Here is a 24,036-nt window from a genome sequence, read left to right as displayed (position 1 = left end):
GGCCTTAACGAATCAGATTGCACGCTTGCCGAGTGCGCCTTCCGCCCTCCGCCCGCTTACTCGCTTCCATCCTCCGGCGGGATCATCGTCAGGCTGACCCGGCCCTTGCGCTCGTCCACGCCGAGCACCCAGACCGTCACATTGTCGCCGACCGCCACGACGTCCATCGGATGCTTGACGAAGCCGCGGCGCAGCTTGGAGATATGGACCAGACCGTCGTTCTTGATGCCGATGTCGACGAAGGCGCCGAAGTCGATGACATTGCGCACGGTTCCCTGCAATTCCATGCCGGGGCGCAGGTCCTCCAGCTTCAGCACATCCGTGCGGAAAATCGGCGCGGGCAGCTCCTCCCGGGGGTCGCGGCCCGGGCGCTGGAGGCTCTCCAGAATGTCGCGGAGTGTCGGAACGCCAACGTCCAGCCGTTCCGCCAGCTCCTCCGGATTCTGCGCGGCGAGCTTCTGCGCCAGTTCCTTCGTCCCTATCGTCCGGAGGTCGAGCTTCAGCTCGCGGAACAGACCGTCCACGACCGGGTAGGACTCGGGATGGATCGGCGTCTTGTCCAGCACGTTGTCCCCTTCAGGAACACGCAGGAAGCCGATGCACTGTTCATACGATTTGGCTCCGAGCCGGGGCACCTTCTGCAGCTGCTTCCGGGAAGTGAACTTGCCGTTCTCCTCGCGGAATTTGACAATATTCTTGGCGATGGTTCCGTTGACTCCCGCAACGTAGGACAGCAGGGACGGGGATGCCGTATTGACATCCACCCCGACGTGGTTGACCGCCGATTCCACGACCGCCTTGAGGCTCTCCTCCAAATGCTTCTGGGAGACATCGTGCTGATACTGCCCGACCCCGATTGCCTTCGGCTCGATCTTCACCAGCTCCGCCAGCGGGTCCTGCACGCGCCGGGCGATGGAAGCAGCGCTCCGCTCGGCGACGTCGAGGTCCGGGAACTCCTCCTGCGCCAGCTTGGAGGCGGAATAGACGCTGGCCCCCGCCTCATTGACGATGAGATAGGCCAGGGAAGGGTCGCCGATGTCCGCAATGACCTCGGCGGTGAACTGCTCCGTCTCCCGCGAGCCGGTGCCGTTGCCGATGACAATGAGCTTCACGCCATACTTGGCGATCAGCTCCTTGAACTTCGCGGCGGCTTCGCGCTTCTTGTTGTTCGGCGGGGTGGGGTAGGTCACCGCCACCTCCAGCAGCTTGCCCGTCTCGTCCACTACGGCAAGCTTGCAGCCCGTACGGTATGCCGGGTCCACCCCCAGCACGACGCGTCCCTGGACCGGCGGCTGGAGCAGCAGGCTCCGCAGATTGCCCGAGAAGATCGAGATGGCTTGATTCTCGGCCCGTTCGGTCATTTCCCCGCGCACTTCCCGCTCTGCGGATGGCGCGATCAGCCGCTTGTACGCATCCTCGATCACGGCTTCCAGCAGGTCTTTGACCGGGGAAGGCCCTTTTATGAACTTGCGGGCCATGAAGGCGTGAACGCGGGCCGGATCGAGCTCGATGCCGACCTTCAGGATATTCTCGCGTTCGCCGCGGTTAATCGCGAGAATGCGGTGCGGCGGCATCTTCGACACCGGCTCCCGGTAGTGGTAATAGTTCTCGTACACCGATTCCTGCGCGGCGTCCTTCGCTTCGGAGACCACCACTCCCTGAGCCGCCGTATGCTGGCGCACCCAAGAACGAATCGCCGGATCGTCGGCCAGCATCTCCGCAATGATGTCCATTGCACCCTGGAGCGCCTCCTCCGCCGAATTCACGCCCTTCCCGGCGTCGGCATACCGGGCCGCTTCCGTCAGTGCTTCTCCGCTGCGGCGCTGCTCCAGCACCCAATTCGCCAAGGGCTCCAGCCCCTTCTCCCGGGCAACGCTGGCGCGGGTCTTCCGCTTCTGCCGGTAAGGCCGGTACAGATCTTCGACCTCCTGGAGCTTGACCGCACGGCCGATGGCCGTCCGCAGCTCCTCCGTCAGCTTGCCCTGCTCTTCAATGATCCGCAGCACTTCCCGCTTGCGCTCGCCGAGCGAACGCAGATAGCCAAGCCGCTCTTCAATGTCGCGCAGCTGATTCTCGTCCAGCTCCCCGGTCATTTCCTTCCGGTACCGGGCGATGAACGGAATCGTATTGCCCTCGTCCAGAAGCGACACCGTCGCCTTCACCTTGGCGGCTCCCAGCCCCAGCTCCGCCGCGATAACGCCGATCATTCTCTCCAGCTCGCGCCGCTCCGCTTCCGCAGAGACGGCGGCTTCCGTAATTTTGTCCACAGCCAAGCCGATTCCCTCTTTCCTTGTAGCCTAGGGTTAAATGGTATCACATTTATTTGAGCCCAAGCAAAAAGACGCCCCGCTCCCGCAGTGCGCCTCCCTTACAAATGTTTGATTGGTTTTAAAAAGAGCCGGCCCGGATTAAAAGTCGATCAGGCCGAGGCTGATTTGCAGCGAGTCATCCACCTTTTTCATCGTTTCGTCGTCCAGGTGGGTGATCTTGTCAGTCAGACGCTGTTTGTCGATGGTCCGCACCTGCTCCAGCAGGATAACGGAATCCCGGTCGAAGCCGTGTGACACCGCGTCAATCTCGACATGGGTCGGAAGCTTGGCCTTCTGGATCTGGGCGGTGATGGCCGCCACGATTACCGTCGGACTGAAGCGATTGCCGATATCGTTCTGAATGACCAGAACCGGACGTACCCCGCCCTGTTCCGAGCCAACCACAGGCGACAAGTCGGCAAAAAAAACGTCGCCGCGTTTAACGATCAATAGTTACACCCCGCTAACTAAGCGGCCAAGAGTGCTGTCGGCGTCTTCTTCAGCGAGGAACGCTTCACAGGCCATGGACAAGTTGATCTTGGCCATCTCCATGTATCCGCGCTGCATCGACTCCCTTATGGAACGCTTCCTCCGTTCACTAAGATACAGCTTCATGGCCTGCCGGATCAGTTCGCTGCGGTTGGAATTGTCGAGTTCGACGATTCCGTCCACTTCCTGCAAGAGATGATCGGGCAAGCTGATCATGATTCTTTTGGTGTTCTGCAAATTGGCCACCTTCTCTTCCACCCCCACAAACCTTCTGCCCTTGTATTCCAGTGTAGCAATATGCAAGGAATTTTATACAAGGAATATATGCAGCGAGTATATCAACTATGCTGCATCCATGTCGCATCCCATTATAAACTACAATCGGCGGTTCGTATAGACTATACCTCACATAGTTGTATACGATTGAATATTTCGTGACCGTTCGCCACGGCCGCCGAGAGGCTTACAAGAGGCTTTAAGGTTTCAAAAGGGCATTGACGAGACGGGGCTCGGCGCCGCTTCGCGCATATACGCGCGGTACACGCGCCTGAATCATGCAGGTCACCTCGTAGTGAATCGTTCCAAGCTGATCCGCCAGTTCATCGGCCGTTATGACCGCGTCTCCCTGGCTGCCGATCAGTACAACTTCTTCGCCGGCTTTAATATATTCCGCTTCTTCGGACAAGGATTTGAGTGAGATCATGCATTGGTCCATACAGATGGTTCCGACGACAGGAACGCGGCGGCCGCGGATCAATACTTCCGCTTTGCCGCTGAGCATGCGTGAATATCCGTCTGCATAACCGACGGGCAGCGTGGCAATCCGCTCCCCGCTGTCCGCTGTATAGCGGGTTCCGTAGCTTACGCCCCAGCCTTGGGGCAAATTCTTGACGTAGACGGCCATCGTCTTGAGCGTCATGACCGGATGGAGCCGGACCGTCTGCCGGTTCACCTCCGCAGAGGGATACAACCCGTACAGACTGGCGCCTACTCGCACCATGCCCAGCGACAACTCCGGCAGATCAATGGCCGCAGCGCTGTTGCTTGTATGTATGATCGGGATGGTCAGGTCTCGTTCCCGAAGCGCTTCCGTCACACTCATGAATCGCCGGTACTGCTTCAGTGTATAGCTCTTGTCCTGTTCGTCTGCCTTGGCAAAATGGGTGAACATCCCCTCCAGTTCCGCTTGCCGGACTGTCAGCACCTCTTCGATAAACGGCGGCGCGTCGGGAGGCAGCAGCCCCAGCCGGCCCATGCCGCTGTCAATCTTGATGTGCACCTTGAGTCTGCGTTCGCCTTCCAGCGGCAGCTGTGCCACCGCCTCCAGAACCTCCGGGGTGAAGAGCGTTACCGTTACATCGTGCGCATAGGCTGCGGGAATCGCTTCCGGCGGCGTATAGCCCAGAACCAGAATCGGGAGGCCCACTCCCGCCTGGCGCAGCTGGATGGCTTCGTCCAGAAAAGCGACGCTGGCGTAGTCCGCGCCCAGCGCTTCCAATTCACGTGCAATCTCCACAGCTCCGTGTCCGTAGGCATTTCCCTTGACACAACCCATGAACCGGGTTCCTTCCGGCAAGTGCCGGCGGAAGGATTCATAGTTGGCCCGCAGCGCATCCAGGTCAATCTCGGCGATCGTCGGTCGATAGCAATCCTGCACTTTCTTCGTCACCTTCTCGTTAGTATTCCCAAGTTCTTATTCGTAATGGTAATGCTAACGGCTGGCAGTGTCAATTCGGCCGGAAAGACCGGGTGCAAAAAGACGGATACCGCCGGCGCAGAGGGAAAACTCCACAGCAGTACCCGTCTACCCGTTATTATTTACCCGATTGCCCTTCCATAGAAGCGGCAATTTGCATCATTTCTGAAAGCGGCAGATTTGCGCTCGTCAGACGGTACTCCATCCCGTCTCCCGGCATCCAGGTCAGCGTCCGCTGCTCATCGCCGGTCAGCAGCCCGGCGGTGAAGCCCAGGTCGATCATTGTGCCCGGCACCAGCGACACGGCCAGGTCCTTCGGCCGCGACTCGCGGATCGTGAACTGGTAGAGACCGTCGTAGCGGAGCAGAACCGCATGGTCCTCGCTGCCTTCAATCACGTTGGAATCCTTCTGCGTTACGCCTTCGGGCAGATAGCCCGGTTCAATCACGCCAAAGCTGCCGAGAACCGCCCCGGCTTCGCCGGACTTGGCGGTTGCGCCGGAATCCCCGGCTGCGCCCGCCGCACCGGATGCCTCGAGCGACGAATCCTGCCCCTGGCCGGCCTGGGCCGCAGGCAGCGGATTGCCATTCTCATCCACCTCAGCCACGGTCTCCTTCGAGGCGTCGCCGCTCAGATTCTTCTGCATATCAAAAGAGTCCTTCGTGAACTGCGGATCGAAGGCAAAGCTGTCGAACTTCACATCTACCACTACTTTGGCTTCGGAGTCGGATACCTGCACCTGCTGAGGCCGGTATGTTTTTTTGTCCAGCCAGATCTTCTGGCGGACCAGAGCGGTGCTCTGGTAGTTGGCGGCCACATCGAAGACATAGCTGTTCTTGTCTTCGGCGAACTGGCGGTTGTCGTCGGAAGCGATGCCTTTCAGCAGCGTCTGATAGAGATAGACCTGCCCCTGGTTGTCGGGCCAATCGCTCTGGAAGCGGAAGCTTTTGCCGAGGCTTGGGGTCAGAACGAAGACGCCGTCATCGTTGCGCAGCACGATCTGCGTAATTTTCTTCTCCACGTTGGCCAGGCTGATCCGGTAGAAGGACGGGTTCTTGTACCAGATCTCAACCTTATACTCCTGCGGCTGCTCGCCCGTGTACAGCGTCATCGTGGCCGCTCCCTTGTAGGCGCCCTCCTTGCTCTCCAGCTTGTCGGCCACTCCGTTCAAATCCTTCACTACGGAAGCGGCATCCTTCTTCCCGCACCCGCTGAGTGCCAGGACCACGCTCAACACAATCACAAGCACGCATGCAATCCGGCGCATGACATCATCCCCTTAACCTGTATTGGTATCGTTGAATAGTACATGTCTATGAGGGACAAGAACGCATTATGCAGACGGGCGTGACAAGCAGGAAGGCGGCCCTGGCGGGCGCACATCAAACAGCGGCCGCCCAGGGAATTCCTGAACGGCCGCTGCCGTTGATGTTAAGGAGAGGAGGCGTCTTCAGACCGGTACGCTGCCCGCGAGCCGAACGCCCAGGTGCCGGCAGACGCGCGTACGCCCCGTTTCCATAATCCGGTCATGATGCGGACGCCTCCATCCTTTCTTCACCCGGACCTCCCGGACAAAATGCCCCTTGCATCCGTTCCGCCCCCGGAAGGAGCAAGAAGTTCACCCGCATTCACGGCGTCCACTCGTCATGGACGATTCCGACCAAAGCCCGGTCTTCGCCGTGCTTCTTGAAGACGAGCCGCAGACTGCGCCAGTCCATGCCGTCCGCGCCGGGATCGGTGCCGCCGATATGATACTCGACATAATCATACGCAGAGGGGGGATAGACCTCCTCCAGATTGTTGCGGGTCGTGCTCTCACCCAGCGTTCGGTTCAGGGCGGTCTCTGCGCCCGCCGCGTAATCGGCGTCGTAGACATACCGCTTGTAATAATCGCTGAACTTCAGCTTGATCGCCTCTCCGGAACCGGCGGCTGTTCCCCAGACGCGGCTCTCGGGGTCTTTCATCAGCTTCTCCGTCTCCTCCCTGGGGAAGACCGGATCCTTCTTCTCGTCCACATGCGCATCCGGCGAGAAACGCAGTCCCTCATCCGCGTCCGTCCACGCCGCCACGGTCTTCATATCGCTTGCCGCCAGCGCCCGCATGACCGTCTTCGCCGCTTCCAGCGCCGTCGGCGGCCGGCCTTCTTCGGGAGCGGCCTCCGGCGGCTCGGCGGAAGCTGCTGACGGAGAGGCCGTACCGGCAGTCTCTCCGGCGGCAGGACCAGAGGACGGGATGGCGGGCGCATGGGTCCTACCGGCCATACCGGCAGACGATTCGGCAGACGGGGCCGCACTCTCCGTGCTCCCGGGCGTGTACGCCGGGCTCGACGGGGAGACGCTGTCCGACCCGCCGCCGCAGCCGCCGAGCAGGAGCAGGACCGCAAGGGAAGCGGAGAGACCCGCTGCGGCTCTTTTGGACGAGAATCGCCCTTCCGCAGGATGGATGCTTCGCATAGAGTTACCCTCCTTAAGCTTGCATGATGGCTGTTGCCTCTTCTCAGACGGCACTTGGCTTCCGGAAGTTACAGAGGGTCGGCGGATATGGCCGTCTCCGTGCCGGGTTCCGGCCACAACCGCCGGCGCAGCAGCAGCCCGGCCGTTCCGAGGCCGGCGAGCATAAGCCCGAAGGCGAAGAAGACGGGGCGGGGGCCTGCCGCCTGCACGAGCGTTCCGCCGAGCAGCGGCGCCGCAATCATGATCGCGCTGAGGAGCATGTTCTGGATGCCGAAGACGCGGCCGGTCATGGCGGCGGGCGTTTCTTTTTGCAGCCCGTAATTGAATGCGATGAAGAACACCCCGTTGCCCGCACCCAGCAGCAGACCCAGCAGCAGGACCGGCATGGCTCCTGTCCCGTCCCGCAGCAGGCCAAGTCCCGCCAGCGACGCTCCGATCAGAGCGTATCCGCCCCCGAGGCGAAATCCGAGGCTTCCCCTTCGCATACCGGCGTTCATAGCTCCCACCATGGCAATGGCTCCGATGCCGGCGGCCGAAATCATCCAGCCGGGCAGATAAGACCGGTCCGGGGCCAGTTCCCGGAACAGGCTGGCGAACTGGAAGTCGACCATCTGAATTACAACCGAGCCAACAAGACCGAACAGCAGCAGACCCCGCAGCATCCGGTTCTGAAGCACGAATGCCCACCCCTCCCGCCAAGTCTCCCGAAAGGAGGCCCGTTCCGCCGCCAGCTCCTCGGTCCGCTCGCCGCTTGTGCCGCCGGCGGCCTTCATGCCTGCCCCTGCGGGCAGCCCGGCTGTGCGCCCCGTATCCCCCGTATCCCCTGTATTCCCTGCCCGGACCGACAGCAGCAGGCCCCAGGACAGCAGCCGCATTCCCGTATTCAGCGCAATGCACCATTCGGGCGAGAGCGCGACCAGCACCGCTCCGCCGAGCAGCGGGCCTGCTACCTTTGAGCCCTGCATGATCAGCGCGTTCAGCGAGGACGCCTGAAGAAGCTGGTCCTCCCGGACCAGACTCCTTGTCAGCGCCTGCTGGGCCGGCACGTTCAGCGTCGATACCCCCGAGCGCAGCAGCAGCACCGGAAGCAGCCAGGCCATGCCAGGCGCCCAGATCAGCACCGCCGTCAGCAGGGCCGTGGCCAGATCGCACCAGCGCATCAGCTTCAGCCGGTCCAGCCGGTCGGCGGCGGCGCCGGCCAGGCTGCCAAGCACAATGCCGGGCAGCGCGGCGCTCACCGGAATCAGCGCGAGCATCAGCGGCGACACCTGCCACCGGTAGCCGGCCAGCACCTGAATCGCCAGCATGTCGAACCAGTCGCCGAAGCTCGCCGCCGCATACGCGGTATAGACACGCACGTACACCCGGTTCCGCAGCAGGCTGTCCGGTCCGATGCGGGGCCATGCCCGCTTCGGGGACAGCCCTCTCTTCTCCGCAGTCTCTCCTGTTATCTCTTCCATTCTTCCCATCCTCCCCGGACGGCCGCAGGAGCGGCCTCTCTTCCTAGGCTCACTCTACCGCCGAATTGTCAGAGAAAGATCAGAGAATCAAGATCGGCAAGGCGGTGTCCGGGGAGTATGGTGTTCAAATCGCCTAATGCGTTCCAAGAGCCGCGTCCAGCTGCTTCCGCAGGCGCGGCAGCGCCCCTGGTATCCCATACCGTTCCAGCTCACCGGCGAAGCGGGCCTCATAGCGGTTCCGCAGCGGATGCTCCGGCTGCAGACCCATACGCCGGCAGGCGTGAACGATCCGGTGCAGGCCCGAGAGCTTCAGCGGCACAAAACCGGAGACCTCCAGCACATCCAGGCCTTCCTCCAGCAGCTCTCCGGCCCGCTTCTCTTCTCCGCTGCGCAGTTCAATCAGCCCGCGAAGCACAGTGAAGCTGCCGATCTCCCGCAGGAAGGGCCGCTCCCGCATCATCGCTTCGATCCGGCTCTCGTCCTCCCGCAGCGTTCCATCCGGCGCTCCCGCCAGGAGACGGACGAACAGCGCCGAGGTCGCGACCGGAATGTCAAAGTTCTCGAAATCCGGGGACGCTATCACTTCATAAGTGTCCGTCAGTTGCTCTTCCGCCCGCTCGAACCGGCCGGTGACGGCATAGAGATCGAGGATGTTAAGCACCTTCATTTCCGCATGCTGGAACGGACTCAGCACCCCTCGCTCCAGTGCGCATTCGGCATAGCGCAGACTCTCCTCCGCCTGAAGGCCGGTCATCGCAAAGAGCAGCAGCGCGTATATCCGTTCGGTCAGCGGAAGCGTGTCACCAAGCAGCCACTCCAGATCGCCTTCGACAAAATGGATGTACCAGGCGTAGAACGGGTCGATCTCGTACCCGAGCACCTCCTGCTGCCGGGCCAGCGCCAGCATCGACCGGCCCTGCCCATACCGCTGATAGGTGGCGAACACTCCCCGCATCGCCTCCCGCAGCCCGTCGTCGCGGGCCGACGGATTGGCATCGACGCGCAGACCCGCCTCCTTCAGTGTCAGGCTGTAGCCCAGCCCCCGCACCGTGCGGATCGTCACCCCCGGCAGCGGCGCAAGCTTGCGGCGGAGCCGGTATATATGATCGTCCACCGTCCGCTCCACCGGATATTCCAGCGGCCAGACGGCGTCCAGCAAGTGTTCCCGGGTGAAGGCCCGGTCTCTTCCCTGCACCAGAAATCGCAGCAGCGCGAACTCCTTGGGCAGCAGCGTGACCGTGCCCCCGGCCGCCGAGGCCGTGTAGCCGTTCTCATTCAGTTCCAGCATGTTGATGCTCCTCTGCTCCCTTTCGGCCCCTTGGCGGACCTTCCGTATGTATTCTTCCGTTTATTATATCAGACTCCTTATCGGTCAAAAGCGCAGGATAACCGCGCAACGGGGGAAGCGCCGGAATTTCTTGACAGAACTCTTCGCCGGAAGTAGTATTCTATAATACGTCTAACCAGTCCGGCCGATGTGCCGGCAATAAAGGAGCCAAAGCTATGATCGAATCCCTGCGCAAGCTCGGGCTCTCCGATCTGGAGGCCCGCTGTTATCTGGCGCTTCACGGCCAAGCCGCAGCGTCGGGCTACGAGGTAGCCAAACAGGTGTCGGTCTCGCGCTCGAATGTATACGCTGCGCTGCGCTTGCTGGTGGAGAAAGGCATCTGCCGGATGATCGAGGGCGATCCCGTTCTGTTCGCGGCGATTCCGGTCGGCCAGGTTATCAAGCTGCTGCAGACCGACTTCGAGCGCACTGCGCGCGAGCTGACCGAACAAATGACGGCTCCGCCGGAGCCGTCCTCCTTCTTCTCCAATTGGAAAGGAGAGCGTCAAGTCACGCAGGCGATCCACCGCCTGGCGGCGAATGCGCAGCGTGATATTCTGGCCGATCTGTGGGCGGAGGACCTGCCCCGGCTGGAGGAACCGCTGCTCGAAGCCGAGCGCCGGGGCGTCGCGGTCCATCTCATGCTGATCGGAGAGACGCCTGCGCCTCTTGAGCATGTGATCCTGCACAGCCGGCCGGAAGGACCGGCCCCGGCGAGCCGGAACTTCTCGCTGCTGCTGGACAAGCAGCAGGCGCTGCTCGGCAGCTTCGGGCAGCAGACGGCGTCCGCGCTCGAGAGCAATCACCCTGCCGTGCGCAGCGTGCTGGAGACCTCCTATTTCCACGATGTCGTCATGACGCGAATCGAGAACGATTTTGCCAAGGAACTGAAAGAGAAGTACGGAACGAACTATGCCCTGATCCGGCGCGAACATCCCGAGATGTGTCCGAAGCGTTCACCGGAGTGAACGGGCGGCGTGCTTCTTCGATTGCTGAGTATTACTGCAAAGTTACGATAATCGCGTTGCTGATCGGACGCCCCGGCGCGGTCAGATACTTGCCGTTGCAATACAGGCCGCTTGAAGCGCCGCCGTCCAGGTTCATCGCCTGGTAGGCCCCGGCCTGCTTCATGATCTCCGCCAGCTGCGGAATGGTCGCGCCCCCGGTGGTCAAGAGCAGCAGCTTATGGTCCCGGGTAATGCCAAGCGCGCTTCTGGCGCCGCCGCCCGTGAGAATCTTCGGGTCCCGGAATCCTTCCTCCCGGACATGAATGGATACCTTGCCGTCGGTCACAAGACGGGGCCCGGCCTGCACGGCCCCCTCGATAACGCCCGCATCGAAGCGCCCGCGGAAATCCAGGCCTGGCAGCAGTTCGGCCAGCCCGTTGGCGTCGTAGACAAAGGTGGCTCTCCGGTCTCCCGGGCTGTTCTTCAGCAGCTTGCCCCCGCTCGCGATATATCCGTAAGGCGCTTTGTATGCCCCTTTGGTGTACGCGTCAAAGAAAGTCCCGTTAATCGCTGCCACCGCCTTGTTCTGTACCGCGATTGACTTCAATTCCTGCACGTGTCCGACCGTGCCCTGCGCGAGTGCCACCCCGAGACGGACCTTTGGATGCAGCAGCGACACGGTGACAACGCGGGTATGATACGTGCGCGAACCTACCTTGAAGGCCCGCTCGGCGCTCGTGACCGGCTGCGATGCGGCTAAAGAGCCGATGCCATGGACTACCGGCAGGGCAACCGCGTCGCCCCCCGCCGCCACGGTGACGGAGGTGCCGCCGCTGTTCCAGGTCAGGTTCAGATTCAGCTGTCCGGCCAGGAACCCGGCCGGAACATAAGTCGCGCCCTGCTCGGCGAACGGAGCGGCTGGAAGCGCGGCCGGCTTGCCGTTGACTTGAGCCGTCAGACTGCCCCGGACGAAGGTCAGATGCTTATCTCCCTGGCTCACCGTAATTGCGCCGTCCGCTCCCGCGCCGGTTGAAATGCCGGCAAATCCGTCCAGGAAGCGGACCGGAAGGAAGCTGCGGTTCTGGCCGTCGACCAGCACCGCCATTTTGACCGCGGGCGCGGCGGCATGGGCGGGGGTCAGGATCAGGCTTAATGCCAGTAGCATGACGGCTCCGAGCGTCAGGGGCTTCAGCCTGCGCAGAGCCTGTCCTGTGCGGGTGCGGAAGCTCCGCCGATCCGAGGATAGCGGCTGAGTCTGCGGCTGGCGGTCCGGCTGAAGTTGTGGGTTCGGTTCGTGGAATGGGCCCGGCTCATGCTGTGGGGCCGGATAATACGGTCGATTCTGCTGGATCATTTCGCTTCTGTACTCCTTTTGGCGATTGATAGTCTGCTAGTGCTATATTTCATCGTTTGCTCTATTTCTATCGGGAAATTCTGTGAATTTCATGAATCCCGGAACTTCAAGAGAGGATGTCGTTTCATTGAATGAGAACAAACCCTCCGTGCTCCATAACCGCTCGTTCCTGCGCTTATGGATGGCCCGGATTTTCTCCACTACCGCTTTTCAAATGCTGTCCGTCGCCATCGGCTGGCAGATGTACGCGCTCACGGACAGCGCTTTTCAGCTCGGCCTCGTCGGTCTGGCCCAGTTCCTGCCCATGCTGCTGCTGACGCTCCCGGCGGGGCAGACCGCGGACCGCTACGACCGCCGCACCATCGTCTATGTCTGCCAGTTGGTGGAGTGCGCAGCCGTCATGGTCCTCGTTCTCGGCAGCGCCCAAGGCTGGATCGAACCGGTCCATCTGCTGATTGCCGCCGCCCTGCTCGGCGCTTCCCGCACTTTTGAAGGCCCGGCCTCCGCTGCGCTTGTGCCGGACATCGTCGACCGCGACCAGCTGGCGCAGGCCTCTGCCTGGTCCGCTTCGGCGATGCAGACGGCGATGATCGTCGGTCCGTCGCTCGGGGGCGTGCTGGTCGTCTGGGGGACCTCCGCCGCCTACGTCGCCTCTCTGGTCGCGCTTGCGGCTTCGGTCGTCCTGATTCTCTTCGTCAAGACCGTGCATTTCGTCAAAAAACTGGACGCCGTCAACATGGACACCTTCCTCAGCGGCCTCCGGTTCGTCTTCGCCCGCAAAATCATCCTCGGCACGATCTCGCTCGATCTCTTCGCCGTCCTGCTCGGCGGCGCGACCGCCCTGCTGCCGATCTTCGCCGAGGATGTCCTGAAGACCGGCTCGCTCGGCCTCGGCCTGCTGCGGTCCGCTCCGGCCGTCGGCGCGCTGGCCGTATCGCTGGTCCTTACCCGCGTCTCGCTGGAGAACGCGATCGGCAAGACGCTGTTCGCATCCCTTGCCGTCTTTGCCCTGGCAACCGTTCTGTTCGGCGTCTCCACGAACATCTGGCTCTCGCTGTTCGCCCTGTTCCTCACCGGCGCTTCGGATGTGGTCAGCGTCGTCATCCGCTCGACGCTGGTTCAGGTCAACACGCCCCAGGATATGCAGGGGCGCGTCAACGCCGTGAACTCGCTGTTCATCGGCACCTCGAACCAGCTCGGCGAGTTCGAGTCCGGCACGATGGCCGGCCTCGTCGGCGCCGTCCCGGCGACCGTGATCGGCGGCATCGGCACCCTCGCCGTAGCCGTCATCTGGATGTACGGGCTGTTCCCGGTGCTGCGGGGACTGAAGACGTATACGGTGGAGGAGGGGTAGGATACAGCCCTTTCCACGAGACCATTTATTTAATGGTACAATTCAGCGAAAAAGCCCCTTCCGGTTGGAAGGGGCTTTTGGGGTATGCGATACACCTCCTGTGAAGAACCAAGCGTTTGATCCAAACGAAACCTGAAGAAATCAAGGCCTACTGCTCGCTGTCGCGAATGGCATCCCCCGGCTGCAACTGGAGCGTCCGTCTGGCTGGAAGGAGATTCAATACGACCGTCAGGAGCATTACGGCGACCATCGACACCAGAATCTCGGCGTAGGGGAATGGAATCGTGACCTGGGCTGCCTGCGGAGGAGCGATAAGCTTCGTAGTCTCGATATATATCAGCCCTCCCGTACTACCGATAACGCAGCCGACCAGCAGGCCGACCCATCCGATCTGGCTGCCTTCCAGCAGGAACATATGAAACAGGTCTCTCCGAGACACGCCGATACAGCGAAGCATCGCCAGATCGGATGACCGCTCCTGCACGGAACGGTATTGAATAATCAGAAGCCCGAACAAACCGATCACAATCGACAGGAAGATAAACCCGATATACAGGCTCATCGTCTGGTTGTTCATCGCCTGTCTGCCGACAAGCACCTTGTGCGGACTGCCGTACTGGTAAATTCCGGCGGCGCGAAGCAATTGCTCTGACTTTTGAACCTCCCGCACATCCCGGTTGGCATAATCGAGCAGTACATATCCCTGATTCTTGTTGCCGTTCATTTTGGAACCGTATGGCTTCAATTTGTCATATAAACGCGGGCTCAGAAGGATAAGGTTCTCGAACTGATGATCCACATTACCATCGGTCTTTTGGATTCCTATGACCCGAACCTCAACACGGACTCCGGTCCGGGGCCCCTTCCCAAATTTCGCACTGCCGGGCGCTTCTTCTTGTGGCAAAACCTGCAGAGACAGCTTGTCGCCTACACGAATTCCATGTAACGGTTTGCCGTAAAGCCCATACAGCTTGGACCACCGGTCGATGGAATACGAGAAGCTCCGATCAAGCACCACATTATTCGGGTTGTCACGTACGGCTTCCCACACTTCCCGGTCGCTGCGGAATCTCGGGTCTTTGTCCACGAGCGGTGTGAAGGCCTTCTGAATATACCCGTCTGAAGCCGGCAGCATATTGAACACCGTTTCCCCGGCGAAGAACAACGGGGAGCGGGCTGCAATCCGATAAGGCTCCACCGGCAGCGTTTTGGTTATTCGCTCTGCCAGTTGCGGGCTGCGGTCAATTTTCTCCAGAATCCGAGTCTTCTCCTGCTCATTTTCGTAGGGAATGTAGGTGGTGAGTCCGAGGACATTCGTGCTGGGCGACTGGGAGCTTTTCATATAATACTGCCCCGTAACCATGGCGATCGTCAGCATCGCGAAGACCAGGGAGAACAGAAGTGAAACCGTCCATACGCGGCGGTAGTTCAAGCGTGGATACCGTAAGGCCAGCTTCGTGGATAACCTCGAAAAACGAAGCAGGCGCATCAGCCGATGCAGCGGCTTGTCCAGCCTGGTCAACAGGTTGAGCCCGATATGCAGCAGACCCAGACATGCCGCGATCCAGGACACAAGCACCAACAACGACATTGGCATATTATTGACAGCCAGCCAGTGGGGTCCCGCTCCGGTTATCAATAAACTCAAGTGCAAGATGACGACAGCGCAGGAAATCAGCAGACCGAGAACATAAGCCCGCTTCGACGGAGGGCGGCCGGCAGCGGACTTACCCTTCGTCAGCTGAAGGATCGGGCGCCTGCCGATTCTCCATGCAATCCATAAGGCGATCAACATCTGAATCAGCATCAGAACGACGAAGGAGACGGCCAGGTACCCCGCGGAGAGGTAAGGAGTCAGCTTGACGGAGAAGCCTTCGATCAACTCTACTTTATCCGAATACTGACTCACAAAATAAGTGATGAGACCGCGGCCAAGGGCAACTCCCCCAACCGTACCCAGCAGGGTACAGAACAAAATTGACAGAAACGCCTCCGATAGAAACAGCGAGCGAACATGCTTCTTTCTTAACCCGAGCGCGCGCAGCACGCCGAGCTCCTGACTTCGCGCTTCTCCCAACATCACGAATAATTGCGCGAGCAAAAGAAAGCTCGCCAAGGTAGCCACGCTGCCTGCCATGAAGAACAAATAGCTGTAGTTGTCGCGAAACAGCCTGTACTTGTCATAATCGTCTTCCCGCTGACGGTCAACTTCAAATAGCGGAGAAGCCACCGGAAACATGCGCGGCGTGCTGATTAGGCGTCCGTTCCCGGCAAAAACCGCATTGTACGCGCCTGCGGACAACTCTGCCCATTCTCTTGCAAATGTTTCCGTGGTCACCAGCGTTCCTGCGGCTCCTGCGAAGACGCCGCGATACCCGCTGAGTCCCCGCTCAGGCAAGATGGCCGCCACCGTTACGTCGCGATGCCGATCCTCCCCGTTCGTCAAGCGAAGGGAATCCCCCGAGTGGAGTCCGAGGAGGAGAGCCGCCGGCTTCGACACAATCACTTCGTTGTCCTTCAGAGAAGAAAGGGATGGTGCCAGTGCCTTCTCATCGAACTCTCTTGCTTTCTCCAGATCAAGACCGACCAAAGCCACACTGACGGGCTCTGCTGCTGGCTGCACAGCACTTCCGCCCGGAAGAAGCGAAGCGCCGGTTATGATGGAGGGAAGCTCCGGAATCCGGTTCTTCTCCAGCAAGCTGCCGATTTCCCCGGCCTGCTCAACGGTAAACGCTTGCTGCGGCCCAGGCGGTGTGAGCGTCCATTCAATGCTTCCGTAATGCTCCTCGAGGTAGCTGCCCGAGCTGTGGTTGACCGACGCATAGAACAGTACCGAAGCGATCATAAGGACGGTGCCGATGCAGCCGCCCAAAAGGGTGAGAATCGTCTGCTTGCGGTTTCGTTGGAGATGGGCAAATGCCATTTTCCATATCAGGGGTGATCGGATCAATGTCTGTCTCCCCCGTCCTCGGAAACGATGCGGCCATTCTCCATATGCAGCGTTCGCTTGGTCGCTTGCGCGATTTTGGGATCGTGCGTCACAATCACCACGGTAATCTGCTGCTCCTGATTAATCTGCAGCAAGAGATCCATCAGCTGGGCCGCCGTCTTCGTATCCAGAGCTCCCGTTGGCTCGTCGGCCCAGAGCAGCTTCGGCCGGGCTACGATCGCCCTGGCGATGCTGACCCGCTGGTTCTGCCCTCCTGACAGCTCGGAGGGGTAGCGCTCTTCAAGCCCGCTTAATCCCACGTCATGAAGCGCCTGTCTTGCGAGCTGGGCTGCCTGCTTGGCGGCTGTTCCGGAGGCAATCAGAGGCAATTCCACATTTTCAAGCGCGCTCAGAACCGGAATCAAATGATAGGATTGAAAGACGAAGCCCATATGATGAAGACGGTAATCGGAGAGCTTATTATCATTCAACAGATGCAGACCGGTCTCTCCCGCCCAGATCTCCCCCTTGTCCGGCCGGTCAATGCCTGACAGCGTCTGGAGAAGAGTGGTCTTTCCGCTTCCCGACGGTCCCATAATGGACAAGATGTCCCCCGCCGCAATTTCCAGATCCACCCCCCGCAATGCCTCGTAACGGCTGGGTCCTTCTCCGTAGGCTTTCGTGATCCCGATTGCCCGAATCATAGTCTGTTCTCCTCCCTGCTTGGGAGCGGCTCTGCCACCAATGGAAGGTGGTCCACCTGATCCGCCGACAATTCGACGGCTAATGGATACCAGAAGACCGGCTTATCATTTACAAAGAAGCAACAGTGGTGCGTTTCAGCGGCATAAAATGCAATCAGCAACTGGTAACCCAACTGAAATCCCGGTGTACGATTGGCCCGATACTGATTCCGAACCACTTTTCTTTCCGAGACAGCTACAATTCTCTCTTTAGAGTCATAAATAATGAATTGAGTATCGTACGACTCTTCCAAGGAAAGATAACTCGCTCCTCCGATGACGTACAATGGTATTACAAAGGGCACAGTAGGTAGTGAAACCGAACGAAGAAGCTTTCCTAACTTGTAGGTTTGACTATCTTGATCGTAGGTTGCATTGTCGCTGACCAGAAGGTTGTATTGCACAATTTTTACCTCACATATAATTTTATTTTTTATACTTTTTTTCTTTTCCATATAAAAAATAGAAGTCATCCGGATTGTACACAACGCCTTTTTGAAGGACGATCATATTAGGATCAATAACCATAATAAATGGCAATACGCTGACTCTAAAATGTTTATCCATAGCCTCTGGACTTAGAGTTATAATCGGAAAAGACCACTGGAAGTAAGTTTTCATTTCTCGGTGGTCTTCATCTGAGCCATTAGAGAACAGGTAAAGATCAAAGTCCCCTGCTCGATGTATATCTAACAAGTAAGGCGTAAAATCAATACAGTGTTTGCAGTACAATGACAGAAAAACCAATACCATAGGCCTTCCTGATGAAGTCAAGGAAACCTTCACCCCGTTACAATCTACAAATTCCTCATTCAAAAGCTTCTCCCCTAAAGGGATGCCGGTATCCTTCGTCAACATGGGATTCTCCATTACCCCACCTCAGCTTCCTCAAATTTGTTCCATTCATTCTGCTTTATCCACCATTCATAATAAGCGCCTTTTCTAGCCAACAGTTCCCGGTGGCTTCCATTTTCGATAATCTCACCATGCAGCATCTGCTATTTTATTTAGGAATATTTACACCTGTTAAGATTTCAATATCCAACTGTCTGGATATCCTCCGCCACTAGTCTTGTTGTCTACCTTCTTTCGCATTTCATCCATATTACTCCAATTAATATGAGGCGTATTCCCTCTACTTTGAGACAAATTTTTAAAGTCTTTTTCCATTTTGCTTTGGACATATTGATCCATATGAATTCGCTTCAACCAGGTATCTCCTCCCATACCGTTTAAGAAAGCATTTACAAATGTTGAAGGAGTAGCTTTGTTTGTTTCATAAGGATTATTGATCAAAGAATCGAAATCCGTTTCTTTTCGTTCTAACTCAATAGCACCCACTGTGAACATGACTTTCCCGTAACCATAAGGCTTCGCCCCACCTATCAGTTCATAAAAGGAGTTGCCTCCAGGACTATATTGCCCAATACTAGGGAGCTGACTGATATCCATGGCTAACAGCAACAAGCCAAGTTCGGCTTCCGTCACATTAGTAAAATGAATTTTGCCTTCAAAATAAAAGGGCGATTTTGCCGGATCATAGACATAACGCTGGCTGATCATGTTATCCGAATCCTCAGCACGCTTCTTGTTACTCGAGTACTCAAACGGCTTATCCAGGACATGGTAGTATTTACTCCCCCGCAATTGAGGACTAGGCTCGTTAAACTTCTCTTCATAAGTAGAAGCCCTGCGGCGTCTGTTTGGTTTCAAATACATCGCGCCTGCAGAAGCCTGCGGTGTCGCCAACAGGAAACTCTTAATATCATTAGGCGGGATCTCCCCATATAGCCGCACCGGAGTGAATCTTAAGCGGGACTTGTAACTGTCTATCTCCGTTTCTTCCCCACTCTTCAGCTTACGATTGCTAGAAGTGTACCCAAATAGGGCGCTTGCATAGTCGACTTTGTTTTGATTTTTCGGCCCCAGTAACTCTCTTATTTGATGATCGTAAGGTATCCGAAAATATGGCGTTCGGCCTATAGCGGACACGGTTTCGTCCCCATCCTCGGTTGAAATGGTCTGATAGAATACCACAATCGGTTCTTCGATTTTCCCTGGGGTGAACAAGTCATAGAATGGTGGTTTTTTAGTTTTACCTACCCGTATTCGCTCAAAAGCTCGCTTATAACTCTGGATAGTATTATCCGGCACTTTAATCTTGATAGCATCTTCCCGCTCAATGCCAATCAGATAATGATTTCGTTTGGAGCTTGCATTCGTGGAATTAAATAACGTTCCTCTCTCCGTCCCTTTTTCGGGCGAAGATGGATGTCCGACCCAAGTGACCTTATTTCCTTCTAAACGATAGCGGACCGCTTTTGAATATGGGGTATTATTCGTTTTTTTGAAGCCTGCTTTGTTTGTTTTGTCCAAAGGTTTGTTTTTGTCCAAATAAATCAAATGCATTTGAAGTTTCAGAGCCCATCGTTCCACCATTTTCTCGAATAGGTCTTCATAGGAATACTCTTTTAATTCCCCCTTCAATTGTTTCAGCCGCCTGCGAAGGTCTTCCTCTAAGTTGTTAATCTCATACATATCATTATCTGTTTTTCGTCCCGAAACTTTGCCGCTAATCTTTGTAAAGGAAAAATCCATAAATACTTTTTGAACTTTGTCCGCCAACCCATGCTCTTTAAAATTTCTCTGGCGTTTCTCATGAGTAATCCATTCATCCAGTTTCTTGATTTTTGAAGCATACTCCGTCATTTGATCCATAATTTTGGTACCCTTAGATGTAGTAGCCTTCCAGTCAAACAATAACTCCTCATCATTCATGGAACCATTCTGCATTTGTACGATTTCCAGTTCTTTAATCGAAGCGAAGTTATACTCTCCAATCGAAACGGCAGGAGTGACGTAGTAGCTTCCATCCTCATCCCGGTGTAAATATCCGGCGTGCACAACCTGCTCCAGCTTCAGTTCTCCTTTTATCCCAAGCAGCTCCTTGTATCTGTCTCCGCTATTAATCTTCCGGTATAACATCTCGCTGTCGTCTACAAATTCCGGGTAACTGGCACTTAATAACTCAACATTTGAGCGCAGCTTGCCTCGAATCTGGCTGCCACTTAACCAATAAGTTGCTTTTCCAGCGTTATCCCGAATTTCCCTTAATTCAAGCGCAAGGGGAGAGTGCGGGTTAATTCGATAGGACAGATAGCCCGAGAACTGTTCCTTTCTCGCCAGATCATGACGGGGCGGGGCGGAAGTTCCCTTGTACCGGCTGTATGGATAATAGTATTCTGCGCTGCCGCCATTACCCGGCAGAGGGATGAAATCGTAAGGAAGCGTAATTTCGATTGCAGATTTTTTTTTATCATGCCCGCTGTTCATCAGGCTCCCTCCTTCTCCAGACGATAGAGCATCGCGCATTTTACATAGGCGAGGTCATCCATAAAGTCGATTAATTCACGCACGAACAATCTTCTATATTTAGGCCGGTTTGATCCGCCATCATTATAAGGAGCGTGCTCCAGTTCGTAACATCTAGGGATCACAATTTGATCTTTGCCGTCAGTTTTGCCGCTTCCCACCACAATGGGTTCATAGACCATAAGCTGGCCGTTCACGCGTGAGGCATATATCTCCATTTTCCGGTCAAAAAAGTGCCCCTCCAGTAATTCATCCCGTTCCAAGGCCAGACAAAGATCGTTGTAGACTTTCGTATCCGTTGTCGAGCCCAGCAATATCCGGTCAAACAGGTGCACGATAAAATCAAAATCACCTTCAGGCAGCATATTTATATTAAAAGCGCGCATCATCATTGCCGGCTCCTCCCAGTGACTCGATATACTTAACGAATTGATCGTAGTAGAATTTCAATACGCTCTCTTCATCTTCGGGCAACATGTCATCATTCCGAAAACATAGTTTGTCTCCGTACAAATCAATCTCAGTCGCTGTCGCATGGAATTCGCCTAACCCAATTGCGGTTCTTCCGCCAAGCGGAATCAATCCCGAGCCGACTCTCCGCAATACATACACAAGAGGGAACAACTTGGCTTCTACGTCTGCTGCATCGCGAAGTTCGAGGCGAACCTCCGCTTCTCCATGCACCTCATTCTGAGTCTTTAACGCACCGTCGATAACACCGCCTGTAATACGATCAATGCGGATATACTTCGGGAAGTCATTCGCATCCTGCTCCTCGTTTTGTCTCTTCTGACTGTAAGGACGTTTGATCTTGATCTCCTGAGCCTTATCTATTACAACATCCTCAACCACAATCGAGCCGGGCTTCTCTTGGCTGCCAAACCACTCTTGCACAAGTACCTCCGCTGCTCTCTCGCGCTCTGAATCATCAGCATCAACTCTCAGCATTCGAAGCAAGAGTCGCCGCAGTTCATGTCGCAGCAATCCTTTCACGCTGGAACCGGGCAAATAGTAGTTCCCGTTGATATTCTGCTGTAATCTCGTAGCTTTGGCAGATAAGACCCGGGCATTTGTTGGGCCCGAGTAGGCCTGGTACACGGCATAGGGAAAACTCCCCTTTAAGCTTAGAACAACAGGTGATCTCGGCGATGAATAGAGGTTGTTATTCAGGGCGTCTTCTCTGCACTCGCACCCCTCATTCGCCCGTCGATTCCATACGTAGTCGTCAAGAGCCATGGGGTTGTCGAAAATAAAATCATGGCGAGTCAAGCCTTCCACTGCAAATCGCCCATACCCATTGCTTTTCTGTCCGCCAAATCGCAGTTCGCCACTCTCAATTGCCGCCGCCAATATGTATACCAGTTGAGTAAATGAAATCTCTGATTCTGGCACACTCGCCTCTTCCGGCTTCTTCGCTTCTTTCAAGACTGCGTCACATTCAACTTCAAAACACAGCTTCGTTCCTGCTGGTAAGTAGTAACGCTTGTACTTATGATTCGGACGAGCCGTACCGGTCCCCGCTTCAATTGCCGTCCCTTCCATAGCCGGAAAGGGGTCATTGCCCACAATTAACTCCGACCATTCTTCCGTTGGGGTGAGACGGCCATCGCCGATGAACGCCCGACTCTCTATAAAATCTGCTGGCTTGTCCGAATCAGGAGGGTACTTCTCATCGCCTCCCAAATAGCACAGGATATCTTTATTTGGGATGTTGCCGCTGCATTTGAGAAAGTTCCGCAGGGCCCCTCCGATGCTGTTTCCACTGACAAACGGCCGGCCCCCCTCATCCGTCAATATATCCCCGGGAGACTCGCCACCGAAATGGACCGGCCCTTTAGCTATAAGATTGAAGACGAAACGTTGTCTTATATTCATTGGAAATGGCCTCCTCTTCCGCGGACCTTTGCTGGAGATACAGTGCTTGGCAGAGCAGCTCGGCAATTAGCCGCTTTTGCTTAGCCATGGAGGAATCCCCTATACCGTTGTAGTAGATTTCTCCATGATTACTGCTTAACTTGTTATCAGCCAACTTGCGTAAAGCCTCGTATTCCGGGGAGCTATATCCCTCCCCCAGAAATTTCATAATTCCATTAAAGTGTACGCCGGCCAATGAGAAGCGTTCCTTATCCTCCCGGTAGGTCTGTCTGCTCACCGCCTGTTCGTCGGGAACCGAAGAAGCCGGCTTATCGCCGCTGCGCAGCCATCCCTCCAGCAAATTCAACATCACACGGCAGTGGTGCGCCTTCAAGCCATTTAGTGTTAAAGCTTCGGGGCTGTCGCTCGACTTCATCAGCTTGTCTCTCAACTCCCGCAACCATATGAATCGGTTATCGCTTAGTCCTTTGCTTATAATGCGAATAGATTCTGCAATGTAAGGAGCAGATGTGGGGCTCTTGTGAACTTCCTGCGCTCCATCAGAATCGAACGACTTTCGTGTATCTTCCTTAAGCGCTTCTGGCTCAATCAACAGATTGGCAGGGTATGGAAGATTAACCGCAATCCAGCCGTAACCATCCTGGGGGCGCGCACCATATCGCTGTTGCTCCAGACATTTCATAGCCCGACTCAACGTTGAAGAATCAGGCCATCCCTCCAGTTCATATCTCATAATCGAACCGGCCTTAATCGTCGTTTCCTTGGGATATCGTGCCTTCCACGTCGCATTATACCCTTCCGTCACACCAGTCTGGATAAAATGACGACTCGAAGCTTTAAATTTCAAACCACTGATTTCTTCAAGATATTCTTCCGGCAAGCAGGAGCGCGGTTCGCCATAAGGACCGCGAATAATTAAGTCTGACAGACAAGTCAACGTGATCACTGCCGCTTGTTCTGACGCAATCGTGTCGTAGGAGAGTGCCGGTAATCCGATCACTTCCTTTGCTTGTGCATAATCAGAGAGCGGATCGCCCACGGGCTGTACCCGACAACGTCCATAACCGGACCCTTTGGCACCCCCCAGGTACCAAACGTCCATCCCATCCCACATCGTCTCGATCCGGCCCTTGATATTCTCACTGTAAGCGATGATTGACCGGAACACATAACCCGACTCAAGTGCCTGGTAGCTAAAAAGATTGGCGCGTTCTCGCAGATCGGAATTCAGCAGCGAGCTATGGTGGAGACGATAACTCTTACGGGGTGCAACCCCCTTCATGTATCTCTCATGAAGGGATACATAAGGCAGCGGAAGCTGATTTTTGGGCTGATCTTCTTCTGTGTCTCGAATGTCCGCCTCTTTTAACGAGTAGAGGTCAATCAGCGGCAATAAGCCGCTGCGTTCATTGCGGTCAGCCCATTTACTTTCTCGCCGATAATGGTGTTTGTCCATACGAAGATGCTGCGGAGCAGGCGTGTACAGTTGCCCTTCTTGATAAAGGTAAGCATTCAAGCACTCCATATCCTGCAATATAGCCTTTGAATCATCATCAAACAGTCCCATTTTACGCAATCGCGCTATAGCGCCGCCACGCAAAGTCGACCCGGGAATATAATCCTTGCAAGGTTCATCCCAGTGCGCCTTGCTGCCTCCGGAACCGATCTTTAAAGGTTCCTCATTGCAGATTTCAATAACCTGATACCAAGTCATCTCCTTATGTAAAC

At 56.4% G+C, this 24,036-nt stretch carries 19 protein-coding genes; 2 read left to right on the top strand and 17 right to left on the bottom strand.

Going from position 1 to position 24,036, the window contains the following annotated elements:
- Nucleotides 1–56: 56 nt before the first annotated feature.
- The 8 genes from F4V43_RS09655 to F4V43_RS09620 all read right to left on the bottom strand — a co-directional run bounded on the left by F4V43_RS09655 (nucleotide 57) and on the right by F4V43_RS09620 (nucleotide 9,695).
- Complete coding sequence (locus tag F4V43_RS09655) at nucleotides 57–2,207, bottom strand: Tex family protein (RefSeq protein ID WP_150458125.1); 2,151 nt, start codon at nucleotides 2,205–2,207, stop codon at nucleotides 57–59.
- 201 nt (nucleotides 2,208–2,408) lie between these two features.
- Entirely contained in the window at nucleotides 2,409–2,759 is a 351-nt protein-coding gene (locus F4V43_RS09650) for a type II toxin-antitoxin system PemK/MazF family toxin (protein WP_150458034.1), read from the bottom strand.
- Between the two features lie 3 nt (nucleotides 2,760–2,762).
- The gene (locus F4V43_RS09645) at nucleotides 2,763–3,044 is read right to left on the bottom strand and encodes a CopG family ribbon-helix-helix protein (RefSeq protein ID WP_150458124.1); all 282 of its coding nucleotides are present in this window, start codon (nucleotides 3,042–3,044) and stop codon (nucleotides 2,763–2,765) included.
- Nucleotides 3,045–3,273: 229 nt separating this feature from the next.
- Nucleotides 3,274–4,455: an alanine racemase gene (gene alr / locus F4V43_RS09640; RefSeq protein WP_150458123.1), complete on the bottom strand. Its 1,182-nt coding sequence runs from the start codon at nucleotides 4,453–4,455 to the stop codon at nucleotides 3,274–3,276.
- 157 nt (nucleotides 4,456–4,612) lie between these two features.
- Complete coding sequence (locus F4V43_RS09635; protein ID WP_150458033.1) at nucleotides 4,613–5,761, bottom strand: LolA family protein; 1,149 nt, start codon at nucleotides 5,759–5,761, stop codon at nucleotides 4,613–4,615.
- Nucleotides 5,762–6,122: 361 nt separating this feature from the next.
- The gene (locus F4V43_RS09630; RefSeq protein WP_150458032.1) at nucleotides 6,123–6,947 is read right to left on the bottom strand and encodes a hypothetical protein; all 825 of its coding nucleotides are present in this window, start codon (nucleotides 6,945–6,947) and stop codon (nucleotides 6,123–6,125) included.
- 68 nt (nucleotides 6,948–7,015) lie between these two features.
- On the bottom strand, nucleotides 7,016–8,407 hold the full coding sequence (locus tag F4V43_RS09625; protein WP_150458031.1) for an MFS transporter: 1,392 nt from the start codon (nucleotides 8,405–8,407) through the stop codon (nucleotides 7,016–7,018).
- A gap of 133 nt (nucleotides 8,408–8,540) precedes the next feature.
- On the bottom strand, nucleotides 8,541–9,695 hold the full coding sequence (locus F4V43_RS09620; RefSeq protein WP_150458030.1) for a winged helix-turn-helix domain-containing protein: 1,155 nt from the start codon (nucleotides 9,693–9,695) through the stop codon (nucleotides 8,541–8,543).
- 215 nt (nucleotides 9,696–9,910) lie between these two features.
- Here F4V43_RS09620 and F4V43_RS09615 point away from each other — a divergent pair, with 215 nt between their 5' ends.
- Nucleotides 9,911–10,702 carry a TrmB family transcriptional regulator gene (locus F4V43_RS09615; protein ID WP_150458029.1) on the top strand — a complete coding sequence of 264 codons (792 nt, stop codon included), beginning with the start codon at nucleotides 9,911–9,913 and terminating at the stop codon, nucleotides 10,700–10,702.
- A gap of 31 nt (nucleotides 10,703–10,733) precedes the next feature.
- Here the strand turns inward: F4V43_RS09615 and F4V43_RS09610 are convergent, their stop codons facing one another.
- Nucleotides 10,734–11,873 carry a phosphodiester glycosidase family protein gene (locus tag F4V43_RS09610; RefSeq protein ID WP_150458122.1) on the bottom strand — a complete coding sequence of 380 codons (1,140 nt, stop codon included), beginning with the start codon at nucleotides 11,871–11,873 and terminating at the stop codon, nucleotides 10,734–10,736.
- A 289-nt stretch (nucleotides 11,874–12,162) separates the two neighbouring features.
- Between F4V43_RS09610 and F4V43_RS09605 the strand changes: the two genes are divergently transcribed.
- Nucleotides 12,163–13,389, top strand: coding sequence for an MFS transporter (locus F4V43_RS09605; protein WP_411898456.1), 1,227 nt, complete (start codon nucleotides 12,163–12,165; stop codon nucleotides 13,387–13,389).
- A gap of 148 nt (nucleotides 13,390–13,537) precedes the next feature.
- Here F4V43_RS09605 and F4V43_RS09600 read toward each other — a convergent pair whose 3' ends face one another.
- The 8 genes from F4V43_RS09600 to F4V43_RS09565 form a co-directional block, all read right to left on the bottom strand.
- Nucleotides 13,538–16,339 carry an FtsX-like permease family protein gene (locus F4V43_RS09600; RefSeq protein WP_150458027.1) on the bottom strand — a complete coding sequence of 934 codons (2,802 nt, stop codon included), beginning with the start codon at nucleotides 16,337–16,339 and terminating at the stop codon, nucleotides 13,538–13,540.
- Nucleotides 16,336–17,022 carry an ABC transporter ATP-binding protein gene (locus tag F4V43_RS09595; RefSeq protein ID WP_150458026.1) on the bottom strand — a complete coding sequence of 229 codons (687 nt, stop codon included), beginning with the start codon at nucleotides 17,020–17,022 and terminating at the stop codon, nucleotides 16,336–16,338. Before F4V43_RS09595 ends, F4V43_RS09600 begins: the two co-directional genes overlap by 4 nt.
- Complete coding sequence (locus F4V43_RS09590; RefSeq protein WP_150458025.1) at nucleotides 17,019–17,465, bottom strand: hypothetical protein; 447 nt, start codon at nucleotides 17,463–17,465, stop codon at nucleotides 17,019–17,021. The genes F4V43_RS09595 and F4V43_RS09590 overlap by 4 nt, the downstream gene beginning before the upstream one ends.
- A 22-nt stretch (nucleotides 17,466–17,487) precedes the next feature.
- Nucleotides 17,488–17,919: a peroxiredoxin family protein gene (locus F4V43_RS09585; RefSeq protein WP_150458024.1), complete on the bottom strand. Its 432-nt coding sequence runs from the start codon at nucleotides 17,917–17,919 to the stop codon at nucleotides 17,488–17,490.
- 168 nt (nucleotides 17,920–18,087) lie between these two features.
- A complete protein-coding gene (locus F4V43_RS09580) occupies nucleotides 18,088–20,394 on the bottom strand; it encodes a TIGR03986 family CRISPR-associated RAMP protein (RefSeq protein WP_191089541.1) in 2,307 nt (768 codons plus the stop codon).
- On the bottom strand, nucleotides 20,394–20,825 hold the full coding sequence (locus tag F4V43_RS09575) for a hypothetical protein (RefSeq protein WP_150458022.1): 432 nt from the start codon (nucleotides 20,823–20,825) through the stop codon (nucleotides 20,394–20,396). Before F4V43_RS09575 ends, F4V43_RS09580 begins: the two co-directional genes overlap by 1 nt.
- Nucleotides 20,806–22,308 (bottom strand): RAMP superfamily CRISPR-associated protein, encoded by a 1,503-nt coding sequence (locus tag F4V43_RS09570; protein WP_150458021.1) that lies wholly within the window; start codon nucleotides 22,306–22,308, stop codon nucleotides 20,806–20,808. The genes F4V43_RS09575 and F4V43_RS09570 overlap by 20 nt, the downstream gene beginning before the upstream one ends.
- Nucleotides 22,268–24,022 (bottom strand): hypothetical protein, encoded by a 1,755-nt coding sequence (locus F4V43_RS09565; protein WP_150458020.1) that lies wholly within the window; start codon nucleotides 24,020–24,022, stop codon nucleotides 22,268–22,270. The genes F4V43_RS09570 and F4V43_RS09565 overlap by 41 nt, the downstream gene beginning before the upstream one ends.
- Between the last annotated feature and the right edge of the window lie 14 nt (nucleotides 24,023–24,036).

Source organism: Paenibacillus spiritus (assembly GCF_008710135.1).
GTDB classification, from domain to species: Bacteria; Bacillota; Bacilli; order Paenibacillales; family Paenibacillaceae; genus Paenibacillus_AQ; species Paenibacillus_AQ glufosinatiresistens.
The sequence above is the reverse complement of the archived record's forward strand: the minus strand, read 5'-3'. Positions and strand labels throughout refer to the sequence as shown.